Origin of the sequence: Peribacillus sedimenti (genome assembly GCF_046237635.1) — a bacterium.
GTDB lineage: Bacteria > Bacillota > Bacilli > Bacillales > DSM-1321 > Peribacillus > Peribacillus sedimenti.
Genome location: NZ_CP143547.1, coordinates 3,465,962 through 3,482,541, shown reverse-complemented (window position 1 = coordinate 3,482,541; position 16,580 = coordinate 3,465,962). Strand labels below are relative to the sequence as shown.

14 protein-coding genes and 1 other RNA gene are annotated in these 16,580 nt (G+C 41.6%); 11 read left to right on the top strand and 4 right to left on the bottom strand.

Translation table 11 applies throughout. The features are described from left to right. Nucleotides 1-219: 219 nt before the first annotated feature. Both V1500_RS17135 and V1500_RS17130 read left to right on the top strand, forming a co-directional pair. Nucleotides 220-417 carry a cold-shock protein gene (locus V1500_RS17135; RefSeq protein WP_409301087.1) on the top strand — a complete coding sequence of 66 codons (198 nt, stop codon included), beginning with the start codon at nt 220-222 and terminating at the stop codon, nt 415-417. A gap of 50 nt (nt 418-467) precedes the next feature. Continuing rightward, on the top strand, nt 468-650 hold the full coding sequence (locus V1500_RS17130) for a hypothetical protein (RefSeq protein WP_409301086.1): 183 nt from the start codon (nt 468-470) through the stop codon (nt 648-650). Here V1500_RS17130 and V1500_RS17125 read toward each other — a convergent pair. After that, entirely contained in the window at nt 647-1,558 is a 912-nt protein-coding gene (locus tag V1500_RS17125; RefSeq protein ID WP_409301085.1) for a YitT family protein, read from the bottom strand. The genes V1500_RS17130 and V1500_RS17125 overlap by 4 nt on opposite strands. Before the next feature lie 173 nt (nt 1,559-1,731). On the opposite strand from V1500_RS17125, the gene V1500_RS17120 reads away from it, so the two are divergent. The 3 genes from V1500_RS17120 to V1500_RS17110 all read left to right on the top strand — a co-directional run bounded on the left by V1500_RS17120 (nt 1,732) and on the right by V1500_RS17110 (nt 7,660). Further along, nucleotides 1,732-4,017, top strand: coding sequence for an ATP-dependent DNA helicase (locus V1500_RS17120; protein ID WP_409301083.1), 2,286 nt, complete (start codon nt 1,732-1,734; stop codon nt 4,015-4,017). Between the two features lie 143 nt (nt 4,018-4,160). After that, complete coding sequence (locus tag V1500_RS17115) at nt 4,161-6,332, top strand: PAS domain S-box protein (RefSeq protein ID WP_409301081.1); 2,172 nt, start codon at nt 4,161-4,163, stop codon at nt 6,330-6,332. 146 nt (nt 6,333-6,478) lie between these two features. Further along, nucleotides 6,479-7,660 carry an MFS transporter gene (locus V1500_RS17110; RefSeq protein WP_409301079.1) on the top strand — a complete coding sequence of 394 codons (1,182 nt, stop codon included), beginning with the start codon at nt 6,479-6,481 and terminating at the stop codon, nt 7,658-7,660. 338 nt (nt 7,661-7,998) lie between these two features. Here V1500_RS17110 and V1500_RS17105 read toward each other — a convergent pair whose 3' ends face one another. Continuing rightward, a complete protein-coding gene (locus tag V1500_RS17105) occupies nt 7,999-8,400 on the bottom strand; it encodes a GNAT family N-acetyltransferase (protein WP_409301077.1) in 402 nt (133 codons plus the stop codon). A gap of 374 nt (nt 8,401-8,774) precedes the next feature. Here V1500_RS17105 and ssrS point away from each other — a divergent pair. The 6 genes from ssrS to V1500_RS17075 all read left to right on the top strand — a co-directional run bounded on the left by ssrS (nt 8,775) and on the right by V1500_RS17075 (nt 13,462). Further along, nucleotides 8,775-8,965, top strand: a non-coding RNA gene (ssrS, locus tag V1500_RS17100) — 6S RNA. 595 nt (nt 8,966-9,560) lie between these two features. Continuing rightward, entirely contained in the window at nt 9,561-10,349 is a 789-nt protein-coding gene (locus V1500_RS17095) for an SGNH/GDSL hydrolase family protein (RefSeq protein WP_409301075.1), read from the top strand. Continuing rightward, a complete protein-coding gene (locus V1500_RS17090) occupies nt 10,346-11,260 on the top strand; it encodes an ABC transporter ATP-binding protein (protein ID WP_409301073.1) in 915 nt (304 codons plus the stop codon). The genes V1500_RS17095 and V1500_RS17090 overlap by 4 nt, the downstream gene beginning before the upstream one ends. Next, nucleotides 11,253-12,233, top strand: a complete 981-nt coding sequence (locus V1500_RS17085) for an ABC transporter permease (protein ID WP_409301071.1) — start codon at nt 11,253-11,255, stop codon at nt 12,231-12,233. The genes V1500_RS17090 and V1500_RS17085 overlap by 8 nt, the downstream gene beginning before the upstream one ends. A gap of 193 nt (nt 12,234-12,426) precedes the next feature. Then, a complete protein-coding gene (locus V1500_RS17080; RefSeq protein WP_409301069.1) occupies nt 12,427-13,266 on the top strand; it encodes an MBL fold metallo-hydrolase in 840 nt (279 codons plus the stop codon). 16 nt (nt 13,267-13,282) lie between these two features. Continuing rightward, the gene (locus V1500_RS17075) at nt 13,283-13,462 is read left to right on the top strand and encodes a YozQ family protein (protein ID WP_409301067.1); all 180 of its coding nucleotides are present in this window, start codon (nt 13,283-13,285) and stop codon (nt 13,460-13,462) included. A 61-nt stretch (nt 13,463-13,523) separates the two neighbouring features. Here V1500_RS17075 and V1500_RS17070 read toward each other — a convergent pair whose 3' ends face one another. Beyond that, nucleotides 13,524-15,509 (bottom strand): prolyl oligopeptidase family serine peptidase, encoded by a 1,986-nt coding sequence (locus V1500_RS17070; RefSeq protein WP_409301065.1) that lies wholly within the window; start codon nt 15,507-15,509, stop codon nt 13,524-13,526. A 699-nt stretch (nt 15,510-16,208) separates the two neighbouring features. Further along, nucleotides 16,209-16,556: a YckD family protein gene (locus V1500_RS17065; protein ID WP_409301064.1), complete on the bottom strand. Its 348-nt coding sequence runs from the start codon at nt 16,554-16,556 to the stop codon at nt 16,209-16,211. Between the last annotated feature and the right edge of the window lie 24 nt (nt 16,557-16,580).

Genomic DNA, 16,580 nt, shown 5'->3' with positions numbered 1-16,580 from the left:
GCCTTTTTCTGTATGAAGTAATTTAGAACTTTGGACTCGAGCCATACCGATATAGGTGCTTTCAAGTTTTTAACTATGCCGGCTTCATGGTTCAGTATGATATAATTATACAAAGCCTACCTAAAAATTAGGTTGAAAGGCAGTTCTTTCATCTTGTTCCAAAGAGAAAAAGGATTGTTTATCGAAAAAATACTTTAACAATCGAAGGAGTGAGATGTATTGTACAAACGCAATAATAATGGCGAAGAAGTTCAGCCCGAAGAAACAAAGGTTTGGGAATGTACATCAGACAAATGCAATGGCTGGATAAGGGCAAATTTTACCTACGAAGAAAAACCGGAGTGTCCTTTATGCAAAAGCGAAATGGTTGCATCTGTAAAAATGCTTCAAGCGATTAATAATCCAGGCATGAAGTAAAGAGTGCCTGCATACGGTATCAAAAAAATACGTTTATAGGGGACTGGCGAATGTTGTCAGTCCTATCCTTTTATGCTGAGAGGGAACTGATGTTCTTTTTCTGCGGCGATCAGTTGATGAATGGCGTGGTCGGTGTCATATGCCACCTGGAGTTTTCCAAACGGACTGCAGGCACAGCCAATTGCGAAAAAGATACTTCAGGAAAGCAGCCGTCTTTGGGTGCTTGTTTTTAGTGAATATCTTTCTTCTTAAAACGCCCTCCTCTCACCTCTGCAATGTCTGCAATCGCAAGGAAGGCTGAAGGATCGTTTTCACTGACTATTTCTTTAAGTTTGGATTCCTCAAGCCTGGTGATCACACAAAAAATAATTTTTTTGTCATCGCCTGAAAATGCTCCTTCACCGGAAAGGTAGGTAACTCCCCGGCCTAATCGATTTATGATTGCATCGCCAATTTGTTGATATTCATCTGATATAATCCAGACTGATTTAGATTCGTCAAGCCCTGCTATGGTAATATCTATCGTTTTGTAAGCTGCAAAGTAGGCTAAAATGGAATACATAGCCCTGTCCCAGGAAAAAACGAATCCGGATAGGGAGAGAATAAAAAAATTGAAAAACATGACAATTTCACCCACAGAGAAAGGGAGACGTTTGTTAGCGAGAATAGCCAGTATCTCGGTGCCATCAAGTGAACCGCCGTAACGGATTACGACACCAATTCCTACACCGAGTAGAATGCCGCCAAATATGGTTGCCAGCAGAATGTCCTGTGTTAGGGCAGGTACCGGATGCAGCAGGGTGGTGGTTATGGAAAGGATTATAATTCCATAAATTGTGGATATGGCGAAAGTCTTTCCGATCTGTTTATACCCTATGAAGAAAAAAGGCAGGTTAAGCAGGAAGATGAAGAAGCCTAGAGGAAATCCGGATAAATAAGACAGCATGATTGATATACCCGTTATTCCCCCGTCGATTACTTTGTTGGGCACAAGGAATATCTCTAAGCCAACTCCCATTAGCATGGCCCCCAGGGTGATCAGAAGTGCCCTTTGAATAATTTTACCGGCGGATAACTTTTTGTGCTGAACTTTATTTTGCACAACCTCCGCAATTTGAATCTGTGGGGGTAAATTGGACATTATCACTCCTCCTTTCAACCTCTATTTATTTTATTATATCGATTATCTGTACGGTTATTAAGTTTTTTTCAACTGCTTACATATGGTATATCCACTTGGACAATGCAGTTATAGCTTATTTGATAAGAGGTCATATCTTTTGATGACAAATCTTGCACATGAGAGGTGATGTAATGTCTTCTGAATTTAAAGTGTCTGCCCGTGCGCTTGTTGAATATGTATTGCGAAGTGGCAGTATCTATACAGGATTTCAAACAATGACCCAGATGTCTGAAGGAACCAGGATTCATAAGGAAGTCCAGGGCCAGTATGCTGAGGCGGATCAAAAAGAGGTATACCTCAAAACAAGGATTAATGCACATGATATTGAATTTTTGATTGAGGGCCGCTGTGACGGATTATTATATGGAAACGATAGAGTTACGATTGATGAGATCAAGTCAACCTCTGGCGAATTCGATGATCTTATGGAGGACACCCATCCTGTGCATTGGGCTCAAGCGAAAGTATACGCCTATATTTACGCAAAGGATACTGAGCTGGAGAACATAGACGTTCAATTAACTTATGTCCATATTCCAACCGGACAGCTTAGACGCTTCAAAAAAAAATATTCTTTTGATGAGCTTCGCGATTTTATCTATGATATGGCGGAAAATTTTTATCCATATGCCCGGTGGCAGGTCCAGCATCTTCAGGCGAGGAATAAAAGCATGCGTAAGATTGATTTTCCTTTTCCTGAATATCGTGCTGGACAGAGAAGGCTGTCAGGAGCCGTTTATAAAACGATAAAGGATGGAAAGAATTTATTTGCCAATGCCCCTACCGGCATAGGAAAAACCATTTCTGCCATTTTTCCTGTCATCAAAGCTTTTTCGGATGATCACCTAAACAAATTCTTTTACCTTACGGCGAAGACGATAACACGGGTTGTGGCGGAGGAGACCCTGGCATTATTAACAGAAAAAGGGATGGTGATCAAGGCGGTAACGATTACAGCCAAGGAAAAGATTTGCTTTCAGGATGAGGCCATTTGTACACCGGGTGCCTGCCAGTACGCAGATGGATATTATGACCGGCTGAATGAAGCGTTGCTGGATGTTTTGGAGAATGAGCAAATCATTACGAGGAAAGTTATTGAAGAGTACTCAAAAAAACACAGGCTGTGCCCTTTTGAATTTTCTCTGGATCTTGCGTATAATGCTGACGCTATCATAGGTGATTATAATTATATATTTAATCCCCGGGTTTCCCTGAAAAGGCTGCTGGAAGAACAAAAGAAGCGGACTGCAGTTCTCGTGGACGAAGCTCACAATCTTGTGGACAGGGCAAGGGATATGTATTCCGCGGAATTGGTCAAATCGACATTCCTTCAACTGAAACGGGAATTTCAGCATTCCCATGCAGAGTTATACCAGGTGACAAAGGAACTAAATCAATTTTTTATTAATGTAAGGAAACAGGCTGGAGCGGAGCCGTATGTTATATCAGAAGCATTGCCGGAACAGCTGATTTTGCTGCTGAAGAAATTTACAGAACAAGGAGAAGGGCTGCTTGCTGATACTGCGTTTATGGAACAGCATCCCTTATTGCTGGATGCCTATTTTTCTTCTTTATCATTTTTGCGCATTGCTGAATTGTTTGATGAGCACTTTGTATATTATATAGAGTCAGGCAGCAGGGAAGTAAGAGCCAAGCTGCTATGTCTGGATCCTTCAGACATTCTTAGGAAGATTTCAAAGGGATTTCGGTCCAGGATCAATTTTTCTGCTACACTTGAACCCATGCCGTACTATATTGAAATGCTAGGAGGACAGGAGGGGGATTTTTCAATATCGGTTCCAACACCGTTTTTGCCGGAACAGGTGGAGGTTTATATTAAGAAGATTTCGACTAGGTATAACGACAGGCAAACCTCCGCTCCTGAAATTGCACAGGTTATCAATCAATTGATCCTCTCCCGTTCAGGAAATTATCTGGTTTTTTTTCCTTCATATCAATACATGTCAATGGTATATGAAGAGTTTACAAGTATAAGTGAAATACAGACCATCATACAGGAAGCCGGCATGGGAGAGCAAGAACGAGAGGCATTTTTGGAGCGTTTTGATACAGGGGAAGCGGGGACACTTGTCGGTTTTGCAGTACTGGGAGGCGTGTTTTCAGAAGGAATTGACCTAAAAGGGGATAGGCTTAACGGTGTAATGGTCGTCGGAGTGGGGTTGCCGCAGATTGGGCCGGAACGTGATATCATTAAAAATTATTTTCAGAAACACGAAAAAAATGGGTTCGATTATGCTTATGTTTATCCGGGAATGAACAAGGTCCTCCAGGCAGGAGGCAGACTGATCCGATCTGAACAGGACCATGGAATGATTGTGCTTATCGATGATAGATTCCTCCAAAGAAAGTACCAGTCCATGCTGCCTGACTTATGGAGAGATTATACTGTGCTATAACGTCTGCAAATAGGTAGGAAAAGACTAACATCCGGGGAATTTTAAGAAGTTTCTCAAGAGTTTGTAAATAGTCCTTTTATAACATTGGCAATTACTTTATGATAAGGTTATCAAACTTTGAGACGGTGAGGTTATGTCCACTAGTGAGTCAGATTACTTTATCCACCAATCCTATTTTATTGCTTTTAGCGACTGTATTAACTTATATGTCAACCTACACGGCCCTTGACCTGCTCTTGATGCTCCATAGTGCTGAGCGAAATAAACGGTTCTTATTTTTAGGTTCAACTTTTTCCATGGGAATAGGAATCTGGACATTTAATTTTTTCGGAATACTGGCTTTCGATGGCAGCGGGGCAAATACGTATAATCTTCCGCTGACCGTACTTTCCATCGTATTAGGGATTGCTCTTGCGGCAATAGGAATGTTATCTTTGATAACCGCCGAGGTAAAACTGCCTAATATCCTCACTGCAAGCATTTTGCTTACCATGGCTGTTATGTCCAATTATGTAATAGGCATGTATTCACTTCATCATACTCTTATGATGAATATAACATTATTCCTGGTCACCAGCTTCCTGATGTTTTTTTTGTTTTTGTTTTCGTTCATGGTGCTTTTTTATGCAAATCATTCAGGAACAAAAGAGCGCCTCTGGTTTAAATATGTTTCAGCTATAATCATCACTGGTACCATAGCAGAAGGGTTTTCTTTATATTTGAGCGCCCTGCCGATGGTTAAAGCGGCTAACTCCGCAAATCAAGTATTTCAAACTTCATCCATTATCTATGTTGTTGCTGTTCTGACGTTTATAATTCTTGCAGGGCTGCTCGGCACAAGTGCCATTATCAGCAGACGGCTTGCTAAAAGCGACCAGTATTTGCGAGATATAAGGTCAGCCCTGGACCAGTCCTCGATTGTAGCAATAACGGATGCAAAGGGGATTATTACCTATGTGAATCAAAAATTCATTGAGATTTCCCAATATAGAAAAGAAGAACTCATCGGAAGCACACATAGTATCGTGAACTCGGGCTTTCATCCTCCTGAAATGTATAGTGATTTATGGGCGACAATACAAAAAGGGCATACATGGAAGGGCCAACTATGTAACAGGGCAAAGGACGGGACCATGTATTGGGTGGATACTACGATTGTTCCTTTTCTGCAAAATGGAAAACCGTATCAATTCATTGCTATTAGAACGGACATCACAAACAGGAAAATAGCTGAAGAGAACCTAAAAGACTCGCTGAAAGAAGTTGGGGATATCAATTATGCTTTAGATCAATCCTCTATTGTTGCCTTTACAGATAAAAGAGGGGTAATAACCAGGGTAAATGACAAGTTTTGTGAAATATCAAAGTATTCAAGAGACGAACTGATAGGCAATACCCATTCCTTGTTAAATTCAGGATATCACCCGAGAGAATTTTTCGCCGAACTCTGGAAGACAATCGCTTCCGGAAAAGTATGGAAGGGTGAAATCAGGAATAAGGCAAAGGATGGCTCTTTTTATTGGGTGGATACTACGATTGTTCCTTTTCTGGATGAAAAGGGGAATCCCTATCAATACCTGGCGATAAGAAATGATATTACAGAGAGAAAGCAGGCGGAAGATCTTCTCCATCGGCAGGATAAACTGGCTGCTGTAGGACAATTAGCTGCTGGTGTTGCACATGAGATACGCAACCCGCTTACTTCAATGAAGGGATATGCTGAATTTTTACAGCTGGACGAAACAGACAGCAAGCGTCGTGAATTTTTGGATATTATCCTAGAGGAAATAGACCGTGTCAATGATATTGTAGAAGATTTTATGGTGTTGGCAAAGCCGCGGGCGGCCAGTCTGGAAACTAAAAATATCATCCCTATTATACAGAGGGTGCTTTCCTTTTTAGAATTTGAAGCCAGGAAAAAAGAGATTACCATACATTTTGAGTATGACAGGGAGCAGATACCGGTTTCATGTGATGAAAACAGGTTAAAGCAAGTGTTCCTCAATTTCATCAAGAATGGAATCGAAGCAATGCCTGGCGGAGGGAGGCTCCGAATCCTTGCAAAATTGGCAAATGGGGAAGTAGTGGTATCGATCCAGGATTCAGGAGTAGGAATTCCTCCTGAAGAACTGACAAAATTGGGTGAACCGTTTTATACTACGAAAAAAACCGGTAACGGACTTGGACTCATGGTGAGTTTTAAAATCATAGAAAGCCACAATGGTCGGGTGTCCATTGAAAGTGAAATCAACAGAGGTACAACCTTTAATGTTATGTTGCCTGCAGCAGAATATAGTCCGGCAAATATTTTATGATAGTTGCTGCAACAAAAGAAAGAAAGTGTTTGCCAATTATTAATATTCGAGGAATGTGCACGGAATTATGCCCGTTCATATTAATTGCCAATACCAAGAGATATTATTGAAACCTCGGTGTTATAACAACAGGGGGATACATTTCAGTGGAGAAAAATATTAAGAAAACTATCATTAATTTACAGGCTTATTATTTATTTTCGTTTTTTGCTGTCGGCAGCCTCACTCCTCTCCTTAGTGTATATTTAAGCGAAGTGGAACATTTTAATGGGTATCAGATCGGCACTATAATGTCCATCGGGCCTATAACGATGATCATCTTTCAACCGGTTTGGGGCATTGTATGTGATATTACAAGGAAGCCTGCCAAGGTTTTAGCGATCGCCACTTTATTTGCAGGAGTATTTGGTTTAGGATTTATATTCCTACATCAATATTATTTGCTTGTTGTCCTTTTTTTTATGCTATCTGTGTTTCAGAGCGGCATGATTCCGGTGTCAGACAGTATTTCGCTTCAGTATGCAAGCAAGGTAGGTGCCAACTATGGGAGCATACGTTTATTTGGTTCTCTGGGCTTTGGTTTTGCGGTATTTATCATGGGTCGTTTATCAGAAACCGCAACTGGGCCGGTAATCATATTTTATGCATTTGCCATAGGCCTTGCAATAGCTGCCATACTGGCTGTCAGGCTGCCACAGCAAAATCAGGAGAAACGAATTGCTATTGCAGCAGGTCTTAAAGAATTGTTCATGCTGAATCGATTTATTATGTTTTTGGTAGTTACTTTTCTGATATTCGGACCTAATCTGGCCAATAATGTTTACTTTGGCTTATTTGTAGAAGACAGGGGAGGGACGTATACCGGCATCGGGATTGCTTTTCTGATAGCTGTATTGTCCGAAGTCCCGTTTATGCGGATTGCCGGAGGCTGGTCCAGAAGGTTAGGCTTGCTTCCTGTAGCACTCATAGCTGGAATTGCTTCGCTAGTAAGATGGGTATTTTATTTTACCGAGCCAGCATTAAGTTTGGTGTATGCTACCTCTGTCATTCAGGGATTTGCGATAGGATTATTCATTCCCGCAGGCTTGCAATACATACGAAATATTGTACCGGTTCATATTACTGTAACCGCAGTCACTGTTTACTCAGCTTTTGGAAACGGACTTGGCAACTGGTTTTTTACATTCTTTGGCGGGATCCTTATGGAAACAACCAGTATATACGTTGTCTATCTATTCTTTGGAGCAATGACATTAGCGGGAGTAATTCTTACTGTTTTGCTTATCAAAATGGAACGAAGCTCTAAGGCTGGTATTTTAACCTTATGACAAATAGGGTGTTTCACTGTGTGCCGCCGGAAAGCTGAAACCTTCCTGGTTTCCTTAATAATAGTTGACGGCGCGTTCGCAGGCCCGGTGTTAACTTGCGTTTTGTTGAATTATAAAAATTTTTATAACAGTTAAAGACATCAAAAACAACCCTTCTCCCAATGGGAGGGATTTTATAAAGTGAGCGGGTCATTTTGCGGCAGACGTAATATGCCAAAGTTTCAGCACAGAAATAAAACCATGTCAGTCTCATCCCAATATTGGCCATTATATTTAGTCGCAAATCTTTCCGTACCATATTTTATGAAACCTATCGATTCGTATAGATTGATTGCTGCCTAGTTTTCAGTGACTGCGGTAAGCATGATTTTCTCCAAGCCTGGCATCTCTCTTGCATTTGCTATTAATTCTTTTAAAATCCTCCTGGATATTCCTTTTCTGCGATTGCAGGGCGCCGTATAAACAGCAAATATTTCGGCTTTATGCCTGATTTTCGCCCTGTTTTGCCTTACCAGTGTGGCTACGCTCACTAATAATCCGCCATCAAATGCTCCGAGTGTAAAATGGTCTGGACCATCTTTTAGCCGGTGTTCGTATGTCTGGATCAAATTTTCATCAGCGATTGTTTCCTCATAGGTTGCCAGAAAGGATTCCGGACTCTCCTGAAGGGCTTGGAGGCGCAGCCTGACATACTCCTCCGCATCCTTGGGCCCGAGATATCTAATTGTAATTGATTCCATGGTCATTCTCCTTGTAATTTTTCTACATTAATACTACGACACAAAACCGATTTGTCCTTTCTTTGGATACCAAAACTGCCAGGCAGCAATTGAAATAATATATAATGAGAAAAGGAGGGAGGATTATGGAATCTTTTCATTGTTGTGCCACTTGCATACATTTTCGAAGCGTGAAAGAAAATGGAAAATTAAAATATATATGTTCCCGACTGGGGTATGAGACCCATACAACATATAAATTCAATTGCTGGCAGCCTGCCGATAAGGTAAAGCTGTTGATGGAGAAACGGAGGGGCAGTACAAACAGCCTTTAATCAGCTCATTTGGAAGATATTGATATTGTTATCCAGCGTCTATTAGTGTATGATAATTATCAAAGGCTGCATTGTTCGTATTGCATAATAAAGTTTTAACCTTTAAGCTGTAACAGGGAGTTTTACATCGAAACCGGAATGGCGGGCCAATGTCACGGACTTTGGATATACAGGAACGTTTCTGCAAACACCCACTTTGAGGAGTGGTGGTTTAAAACTTTCTTACACGCTACGGCAATGGCAGCTTTTTTTCTTAGTCCTTATATTGAGTATATACAACCAGTTTCCTTGCGGAACTGGTTTTTTTGTGTGGATGGGAATTGATGATTTATTAACAGACTGTTACCAGCCGATTGCTTGAACTCAATGCAAAAATTGCGAAAGAACTTCCGGACTACTAGGTTTTTGTTAGAAAAATGGAGTTTTATGCTCGAACACAGAAAAATAGGATTTGCCAGCGCGAAAAAACAATGTTCTCTCTACAAATTTTTAATTCCATTTTATATTTTTTCATACAACCATTATCAAGCCGGACTTAATGCCTTCTGAACTAACAGAAATAAGTTTGTGCTCGAAAAAAGGGATTTTATGCTCGAAGTCTTATGTTTATGCTCGAAATCCGATATTTATGCTCGAAATCGCGGCAAGTATGAGTGAACTTCGAAATTTATGCTCGAACTCTGAAAAGGCGGATTTGTCTGTTAGTAATTCGGAAATATTTTTGGCATGACGGCATTAAGGACACGAATTTCCATAATACAGCAAAAAAGAATGATACATTTTTTTAATCTGCCTAAAGTTATGCTTTAATATGATTATGAGTTATACGTGAAAGGAAGATTACAATTGCAAAAAAATAGAGTAAAAGTAATAACTATTGTTTCCGTATGCCTCGCTGCCCTCTGGTTTTTTGGATTTGGCTGGGCTGTACAGGATTATTATGGATCAAGTGAAACCGGTCTTACAAAGAAGGAACCCGCGAGCCAGCCGAAAAATAAGGAAAGTGACTTAACAATTGTAGCCCTTGGAGACTCCCTTACAAGAGGAACCGGGGATGAAACAGGTAAAGGTTATGTAGGATTGGTTACACAGGATGTTAAACAACGCTATAAGGGGAATGTAATTGTTCATAATCTTGGAATAAATGGACAGACCTCTTCGCAGTTAATGAAACAGGTTAAACAAGCGGAAGTGCAGCGCCAGCTATCTTCAGCGGATACTGTCCTTATCACCATAGGCGGAAACGACCTATTTCAACAAGGCAGGTCGTTGCTGGAATTTGAACAGGAAAACATAATGGCTTTACAGACGCAGTATCTCTCAAATCTAAAATCCATTATTAACGATATAAGGAAGGCAAACAAGGAGGCAGCTATTTTCATGGTTGGATTATATAACCCTTTTATCGAACTTGACGACGGAGCGGAAACAAGCGCCGTTGTCAGGGAATGGAATTTTCAGACTGCAGAAACCTTAAGCGCTTTTCCAAAAACAGTATTAGTACCTACCTTTGATTTGTTCCAGCTTTCCGTAGACGATTATCTATATACGGATAAATTTCATCCAAATAAAGAGGGATACCGTTTGATTTCAGAACGGGTCGCTCCTTTAATCACATGGGAGGGGCAGCAATGAGCCAGGTTACACTTTCCGTCAAAGACTTGCGAAAAAAAATTAAGAATAAGGAAATAATTAAAGGCCTCAATTTTGAATTGCGGGAAGGGGAGGTATTCGGGTTCCTCGGCCCGAATGGTGCGGGAAAAACAACTACCATCCGGATGCTTGTCGGATTGATCAGGCCAACATCTGGTTCAATAAGGATATGTGGTTATGATGTACGTGACAACTTTACCGAGGCAATGAGGCATTTGGGCTGCATTGTGGAAAACCCGGAACTTTACCCATACTTGTCCGGCTGGGATAATTTGCTGCATTTTGCCAGGATGCTTCCGGATGTGGATGAACAAAGAATGAATGAGGTTATTGATTTAGTAGGGCTCCAGAAAAGAATTCACGACAAAGTAAAAACCTACTCGCTTGGAATGCGCCAACGGCTTGGGATTGCCCAGGCTTTGCTCAACAATCCAAGGGTGTTGATTTTGGATGAGCCGACAAACGGACTTGATCCGGCAGGTATCCGTGAAATGCGTGAATTCATTCGCACACTCGCTGTACAAGAGGGACTCAGTGTTTTGGTTTCCAGCCATCTTCTGAGTGAAATCCAGCTGCTCTGTGACAGGGTTGCCATTATTACAAAAGGCAAGATCATTCAGATTGATACTGTACAGAACTTATTGAACAGACAGGAGAAAATGCATTGGAAACTGAAGCCATTAGCAAAAGGGAGAGAGGTGCTGGAGCGTTATACGGAGGTTGAAACACTGGACGATGGGTATCTCCAGACCTATTTCAGTGAAGAGAAGGCTGGTTTGTGGAACCTGGAATTAATGAGAGAAGGGGTTTCTGTGATAGAGATGAACCGGAAGCTGCCGGCACTTGAAGACTTGTTCCTTGAATTGACTGGAGGAGGTACCGGTTTTGAATAAGTTAGTACAAAATGAAATGATGAAGCTGTTTGCAAGAAGAAGGCTGCTGGTTATAGGTCTCATTGTTTCTGTATTGGTCATACTCTTTACATATGCTCAATATAAGCAAACTGAGGAGCAGCTGCGTAAACTTGGCACAAGGGATTGGCGTGCTGTGGTCCAGCAGCAGATCATTGATATTACAAACCGGCTTGGCTCCAGTCGAATGTCAGATGAATGGAGAGAACAGCTGCAGGTGACTCTTAAGCAGCAGCAATACTATCTCGACCATGACATCAATCCGACAGAACCAGGAGCGGCAACATTTGTGAGAATTTTTGTGGAAAATTCAATTGATATGTTCATCCCGCTTCTTGTCATGATCATAGCGGCCGATCTTGTTTCCTCCGAGCACAGCCTTGGTTCGGTAAAACTGCTTTTAACCAGGCCGGTTAAGCGATGGCGCATTCTTTTAAGCAAGTATATAACCCTGCTTTTGGCAGTTTCCATCATTGTCGGGATGGTAGGAGTGCTGTCATATGCCCTTTCTGGAATCGTGTTTGGATATCATGGATTGGATGCACCCGTTATTACTGGATTTGTTGCGGAAGGAGGAAACCTGGATACGAGCAATGTAAGGTTAATCAGCCAGTGGAAGTTTCTGCTGATGGATTTGGGTCTTGTATGGTTCGTGGCTTTGGTTGTCGGCACTTTGTCCTTTATGCTTTCCGTTTTAATCCGGAGCACTGCCGCAGGAATGGGAGTGATGCTCGCTGCTCTTATTTCAGGCATGATCTTAAGTAATATGGTATCTTCTTGGGCATCTGCCAAATATCTCTTCATGGTAAATTTAAAGTTAACGAATTACCTGACCGGTACCGCTCCACCGATAGAAGGGATGACTCTGCTGTCGTCTATGGTCGTACTGGGAATATGGTGGGCGGCTGCTCTCATTGTCTCGTTCGCTGTATTTACACGTCAGGATGTCTACTAAATAAGTAAAATCTGTCCATAGGGCAGATTTTTTTTGTAAATCGCGCCAACCGTAAGAAATGACAGGCACGAAGAATATTTCTACCCGGCAACGGGTATCAGATAATGTATGGCCAAAAGGAAAGAGCTTTATGAATGTTAATGTTCTATTTCTGAAACAATAAAATTGTCCTTTTATTTTCAGGAGGTGCCATATGGATGACAATAACCTTGGGAAAAAGTTCCTTCCAGTAACCTCTGTTGCAAGCGGGGACGGGAGGTATGCAGCGGAAGATATTTATTGCCTGCCGATCCAGATTGTAAATGTATTCTTTATTGGCGACCCGGATAAAAACTCTGAATGGGTGCTAATCGATGCAGGCATGCCTCGTTCAACTGATGAAATTATTGGTACAGCAAAGGAATTGTACGGAGAGGACCGGCCTCCTTCATGCATCATATTGACACATGGCCATTTTGACCATGTAGGTGCTTTGGTTGAACTTGTAGAACATTGGAAGGTTCCTGTGTATGCTCATGAACTGGAAATACCTTATTTAACTGGACGGAAGGATTATCCTGAGCCTGACCCAACTGTCGAGGGAGGATTGGTCGCCAAGATGTCTCGAATGTTCCCGAATGAAGGAATTGATCTGGGACCGCATATTCACCCGATTCCGGTTGATGGGACAGTTCCAGGACTTGCTGAATGGAGATGGGTTCATACTCCGGGACATGCACCAGGCCATATCTCTTTGTTCCGGGAAAAAGACCGAGCACTTATTGCCGGAGACGCATTTGTGACGGTCAAGCAAGAATCGCTTTACAAGGTTATAACTCAAGACAAGGAAATACATGGCCCGCCTAGATATTTCACCACTGACTGGAAAGCAGCCAAAGAATCCGTCAAAAAGCTGCAAAAGCTCGAACCAGCTGTTGCTGCAACCGGCCATGGAATGCCAATGTCAGGACAGGAATTATCTGACGGATTGGCAAAACTGGCCAGAGAATTCGATGCCATTGCGAAACCAGACCATGGCAAATACGTTGACTGACTAGGAGGAAATAAAGATGAGCAAAGAAAATAAATCAAAGATTGATACTAGCCATATTGCCGGAAGAACTTTTCATAACGAAGACTATAAGAAGGATGACCAATTATCGTCCGGTCTTGCAGAAACTCATGAGCAGGTAAGCGATAATTATGCAGGATACCCAGGTGATAATAACGAAGAAGAAAGCAGCAGATAAAAGAACACGGGCAGATTTTTTATCTGCCCGTGTTGCCAACTATAGGTCGTTATGAAACAACTTACACGTATTTATTGAACCAATCTCTTATATGTTCCACATGCTGAAGTTTCAGCCTAGGTGCACCGCTTCTTGAAACTTCATGGTTCTCACCTGGGAAGGATACAAGCACCGCTTCTTTTTTCTGCCGTTTCAATGCAACATAGAACTGTTCTGCTTGTTCAATCGGACAGCGATAATCCAGTTCTCCATGCAATAGCAGCAAAGGAGTTGTCACATTGCCTGCATACTTTAGCGGCGAGTGTTGCCATAGCTTTTCTGCGGATTCTAGAACATCTCCTCCTACTTCCCAATCAGTAAAAAAGTACCCGATGTCACTCACCCCATAGAATGAAATCCAGTTACTGATACAACGCTGCGTAACAGCTGCTTTAAAGCGATCTGTATGTCCGACAATCCAGTTGGTCATGAATCCGCCATAGCTTCCGCCCGTTACGCCCAATTTTTCCGGATCAATAAAATCATATTGGCCCAAAGCATAATCGACCGCTGACATTAGGTCTTCATAGTCTTTTCCGCCGTAGTCACCGCGAACAGCATTCACGAATTCCTGGCCATATCCATGGCTTCCACGCGGGTTCGTGAATAAAACTGTATACCCTGAAGCAGCCAGCGTCTGGAATTCATGGAAATAGCTGTTTGCATACATGGCATGGGGACCGCCGTGAATCTCAAGAATGAGAGGGTATTTTTTGCCTTCTTCATAACCGACCGGCTTCATGATCCAGCCATGTATTTCAAGCCCGTCGTTTGCTTTGAACGATAGGGGCTCAGCCTTAGAAAGAGTCTTTTCTGCGAGAAACGAATCGTTTACAAATGTAAGCTGTTCTTTTTCTCCGGTCGACAAATTGATGCTATGGAGGTCGCCTGGCTGGGTAGGAGTGCTGACTGCCACAACTGCTTCATGAGTTTCAGCGTTAATGGTCAGGCCATAAACATGCTGTTTTTCAAGCAGGGAGGGATACATTGCACCCTCCACTGTGCCGTAATAAACACCTGTATTTCCATGGTCGCTGATCAGGAAGTAAAAGCCCTGGCTGTCGTTAGTCCACAGTAATCCAGGATCAACTGTCCCTATTTGGAAATCCCCAATTGCTACATCACCTATTTGTACATCCCAGTCTTTCGTGAGGCAGGTTGTATCTCCGCTAGAGGTGTCATACAGCCATATTTTTGAAAGAGTGGCACCCAAATATTCCTTTTCATGTCCGACCATGCTGATGTATTTCCCATCAGGAGACCATTCGGCATCTCCAAAAAATCCTGTGCTGCTGGTGATTTTCTTAGACTTTTTGGATTCGATGTCCAAAATGAAAACATCAGAAAGGAGATTATAATCGCGATCCTCCGATTCATCAGTACTATATGTAATCTGCTTTCCATCCGGAGACCAAGAACATGGAGTGTAATCCAGCTCTCCTTCAGCAAGTATGTCTATTTCCTCTGATTCTATATCGACAGTGAATAAATGCTGATGTTTATTGTCAAAATAGCCTCTGCCATCCCATTTATACTTGATTCGGTCATAAATTTTGGCTGTCTTGATATCGTTTTTATCATTCTTTTCCTTTTTTGTATCAAGCAGGGATCCGCCGGCTGTTACAAACGAAGAACTCAATATTTTGTCTGACCCGGGAGACCAAATCGGTTTTGTTGCACCGTTTTCCAGGTCGGTAAGCTGTTTAGCTTCACCGCCAAGGACACTCATGATGTATAGCTGATTTTTTCCAGAACGGTTTGATAAGAAAGCCAAAAACTGGCCGTCAGGCGACCATCTCGGAGATGAATGTCTATGCTGTCCATATGTCCACTGTTTTAGCGTTTTTGCTGAAAAGTCATAAACGTATAGATTGGAATAATACTTCTCCGTCTTCTCGTCAATTTCTGTTTGGACAAATACCGCCATTTTCCCATCAGGTGAAAGCTGGGGGTCTGTAACGGATTTTAATTTGAATAAGTCTTCCGCAAGAATACCTTGTGTACCCATCTCAATCCATCCTTTCTAATACTTGCATCCTTAATTATTTCGATATCAGAAATAAAATTCCTCTTACATTTATATAAAAATTTTATCCGTGGCGGATACAACACCTGCCCCTAAGTCTAAATAAAAATAGATTGCAAACATATGTAAGAATTTAATCAGAAACGAGGATATAGAAGTATGGGATTCACTATTCGATTTGGCAGTTCGGTCAAACACTTCAATTTTCACTCATTATGTCCGTGCTTTCGATCATACTGATTCAGATTCCGCTAAACCCGGTATTTTTCTCATAAACTAATATGTTGCGAGCTTAGAAGGCTTTTAATTACCGGTTCGCCCAGCATGCAACGAAATAGTAGGCCTAAGAAATTAATAAATTGTTCATAACGTGGAGTTTGTTGTTAGAAAAAAACCAGTTTTCTGGCATTCGAATGCAAGACTAAAACTATATCCATGCTCCAACCGGCTTTTATTAAATGTGTTGCCGACTTGGAGTGTCATTCCCGATATGGTTTTAAATATGACTAGAGTGCATAGTAGGGTATGCCAATATTGATAAAAATCAACACAAGATTCGAGAATAACACCCGTTTTTAAATTAAATCGGGGTTCATGCTGTTTTCTGAAAAGGATGCTTCCTTCCAAACAAAAAGGCCAATCTGACATTTCAGGCTGGCCTTTTTGTATGGAATAATATGTTTACTGCCCGCCGTTTTGCTTATTATGCCATTTCTTAAAATGGTGGGGATGGTGTGGAAGTATGAAACCATTTTTTTGCATCAGATTATAATGATCTTCAAAGTGCTGGATCATTCGATCAGCCTTTTCTTGCGGTATAATCCCGAATTCTGCATATTTGCGCACCATTTGTTTTTTATCTTCCAACAGCTTTAAATGAATTTCCTCCAGCTGCTTTTTCTGCCCATCCGTTAATTGTGCCGGTTTCTGGGGACTTGGTGCTTCTTGCAGCTGTGCATTTGCTGATAACTCAAATGGGCTGAAGATTAAGGCTGCCAGGATGAGGAGAGAAAAAATGGTTTTCTTCATTTGTAGACCACTCCTTTATAAGAT

Coding starts and splice junctions, on each gene's coding strand:
- V1500_RS17130 (WP_409301086.1), top strand. CDS start 468: ATGTTGTCAGTCCTATCCTTTTATGCTGAGAGGGAACTGATGTTCTTT.
- V1500_RS17125 (WP_409301085.1), bottom strand. CDS start 1,558: ATGTCCAATTTACCCCCACAGATTCAAATTGCGGAGGTTGTGCAAAAT.
- V1500_RS17120 (WP_409301083.1), top strand. CDS start 1,732: ATGTCTTCTGAATTTAAAGTGTCTGCCCGTGCGCTTGTTGAATATGTA.
- V1500_RS17105 (WP_409301077.1), bottom strand. CDS start 8,400: ATGGAATCAATTACAATTAGATATCTCGGGCCCAAGGATGCGGAGGAG.
- V1500_RS17090 (WP_409301073.1), top strand. CDS start 10,346: ATGAGCCAGGTTACACTTTCCGTCAAAGACTTGCGAAAAAAAATTAAG.
- V1500_RS17080 (WP_409301069.1), top strand. CDS start 12,427: ATGGATGACAATAACCTTGGGAAAAAGTTCCTTCCAGTAACCTCTGTT.
- V1500_RS17075 (WP_409301067.1), top strand. CDS start 13,283: ATGAGCAAAGAAAATAAATCAAAGATTGATACTAGCCATATTGCCGGA.
- V1500_RS17070 (WP_409301065.1), bottom strand. CDS start 15,509: ATGGGTACACAAGGTATTCTTGCGGAAGACTTATTCAAATTAAAATCC.
- V1500_RS17065 (WP_409301064.1), bottom strand. CDS start 16,556: ATGAAGAAAACCATTTTTTCTCTCCTCATCCTGGCAGCCTTAATCTTC.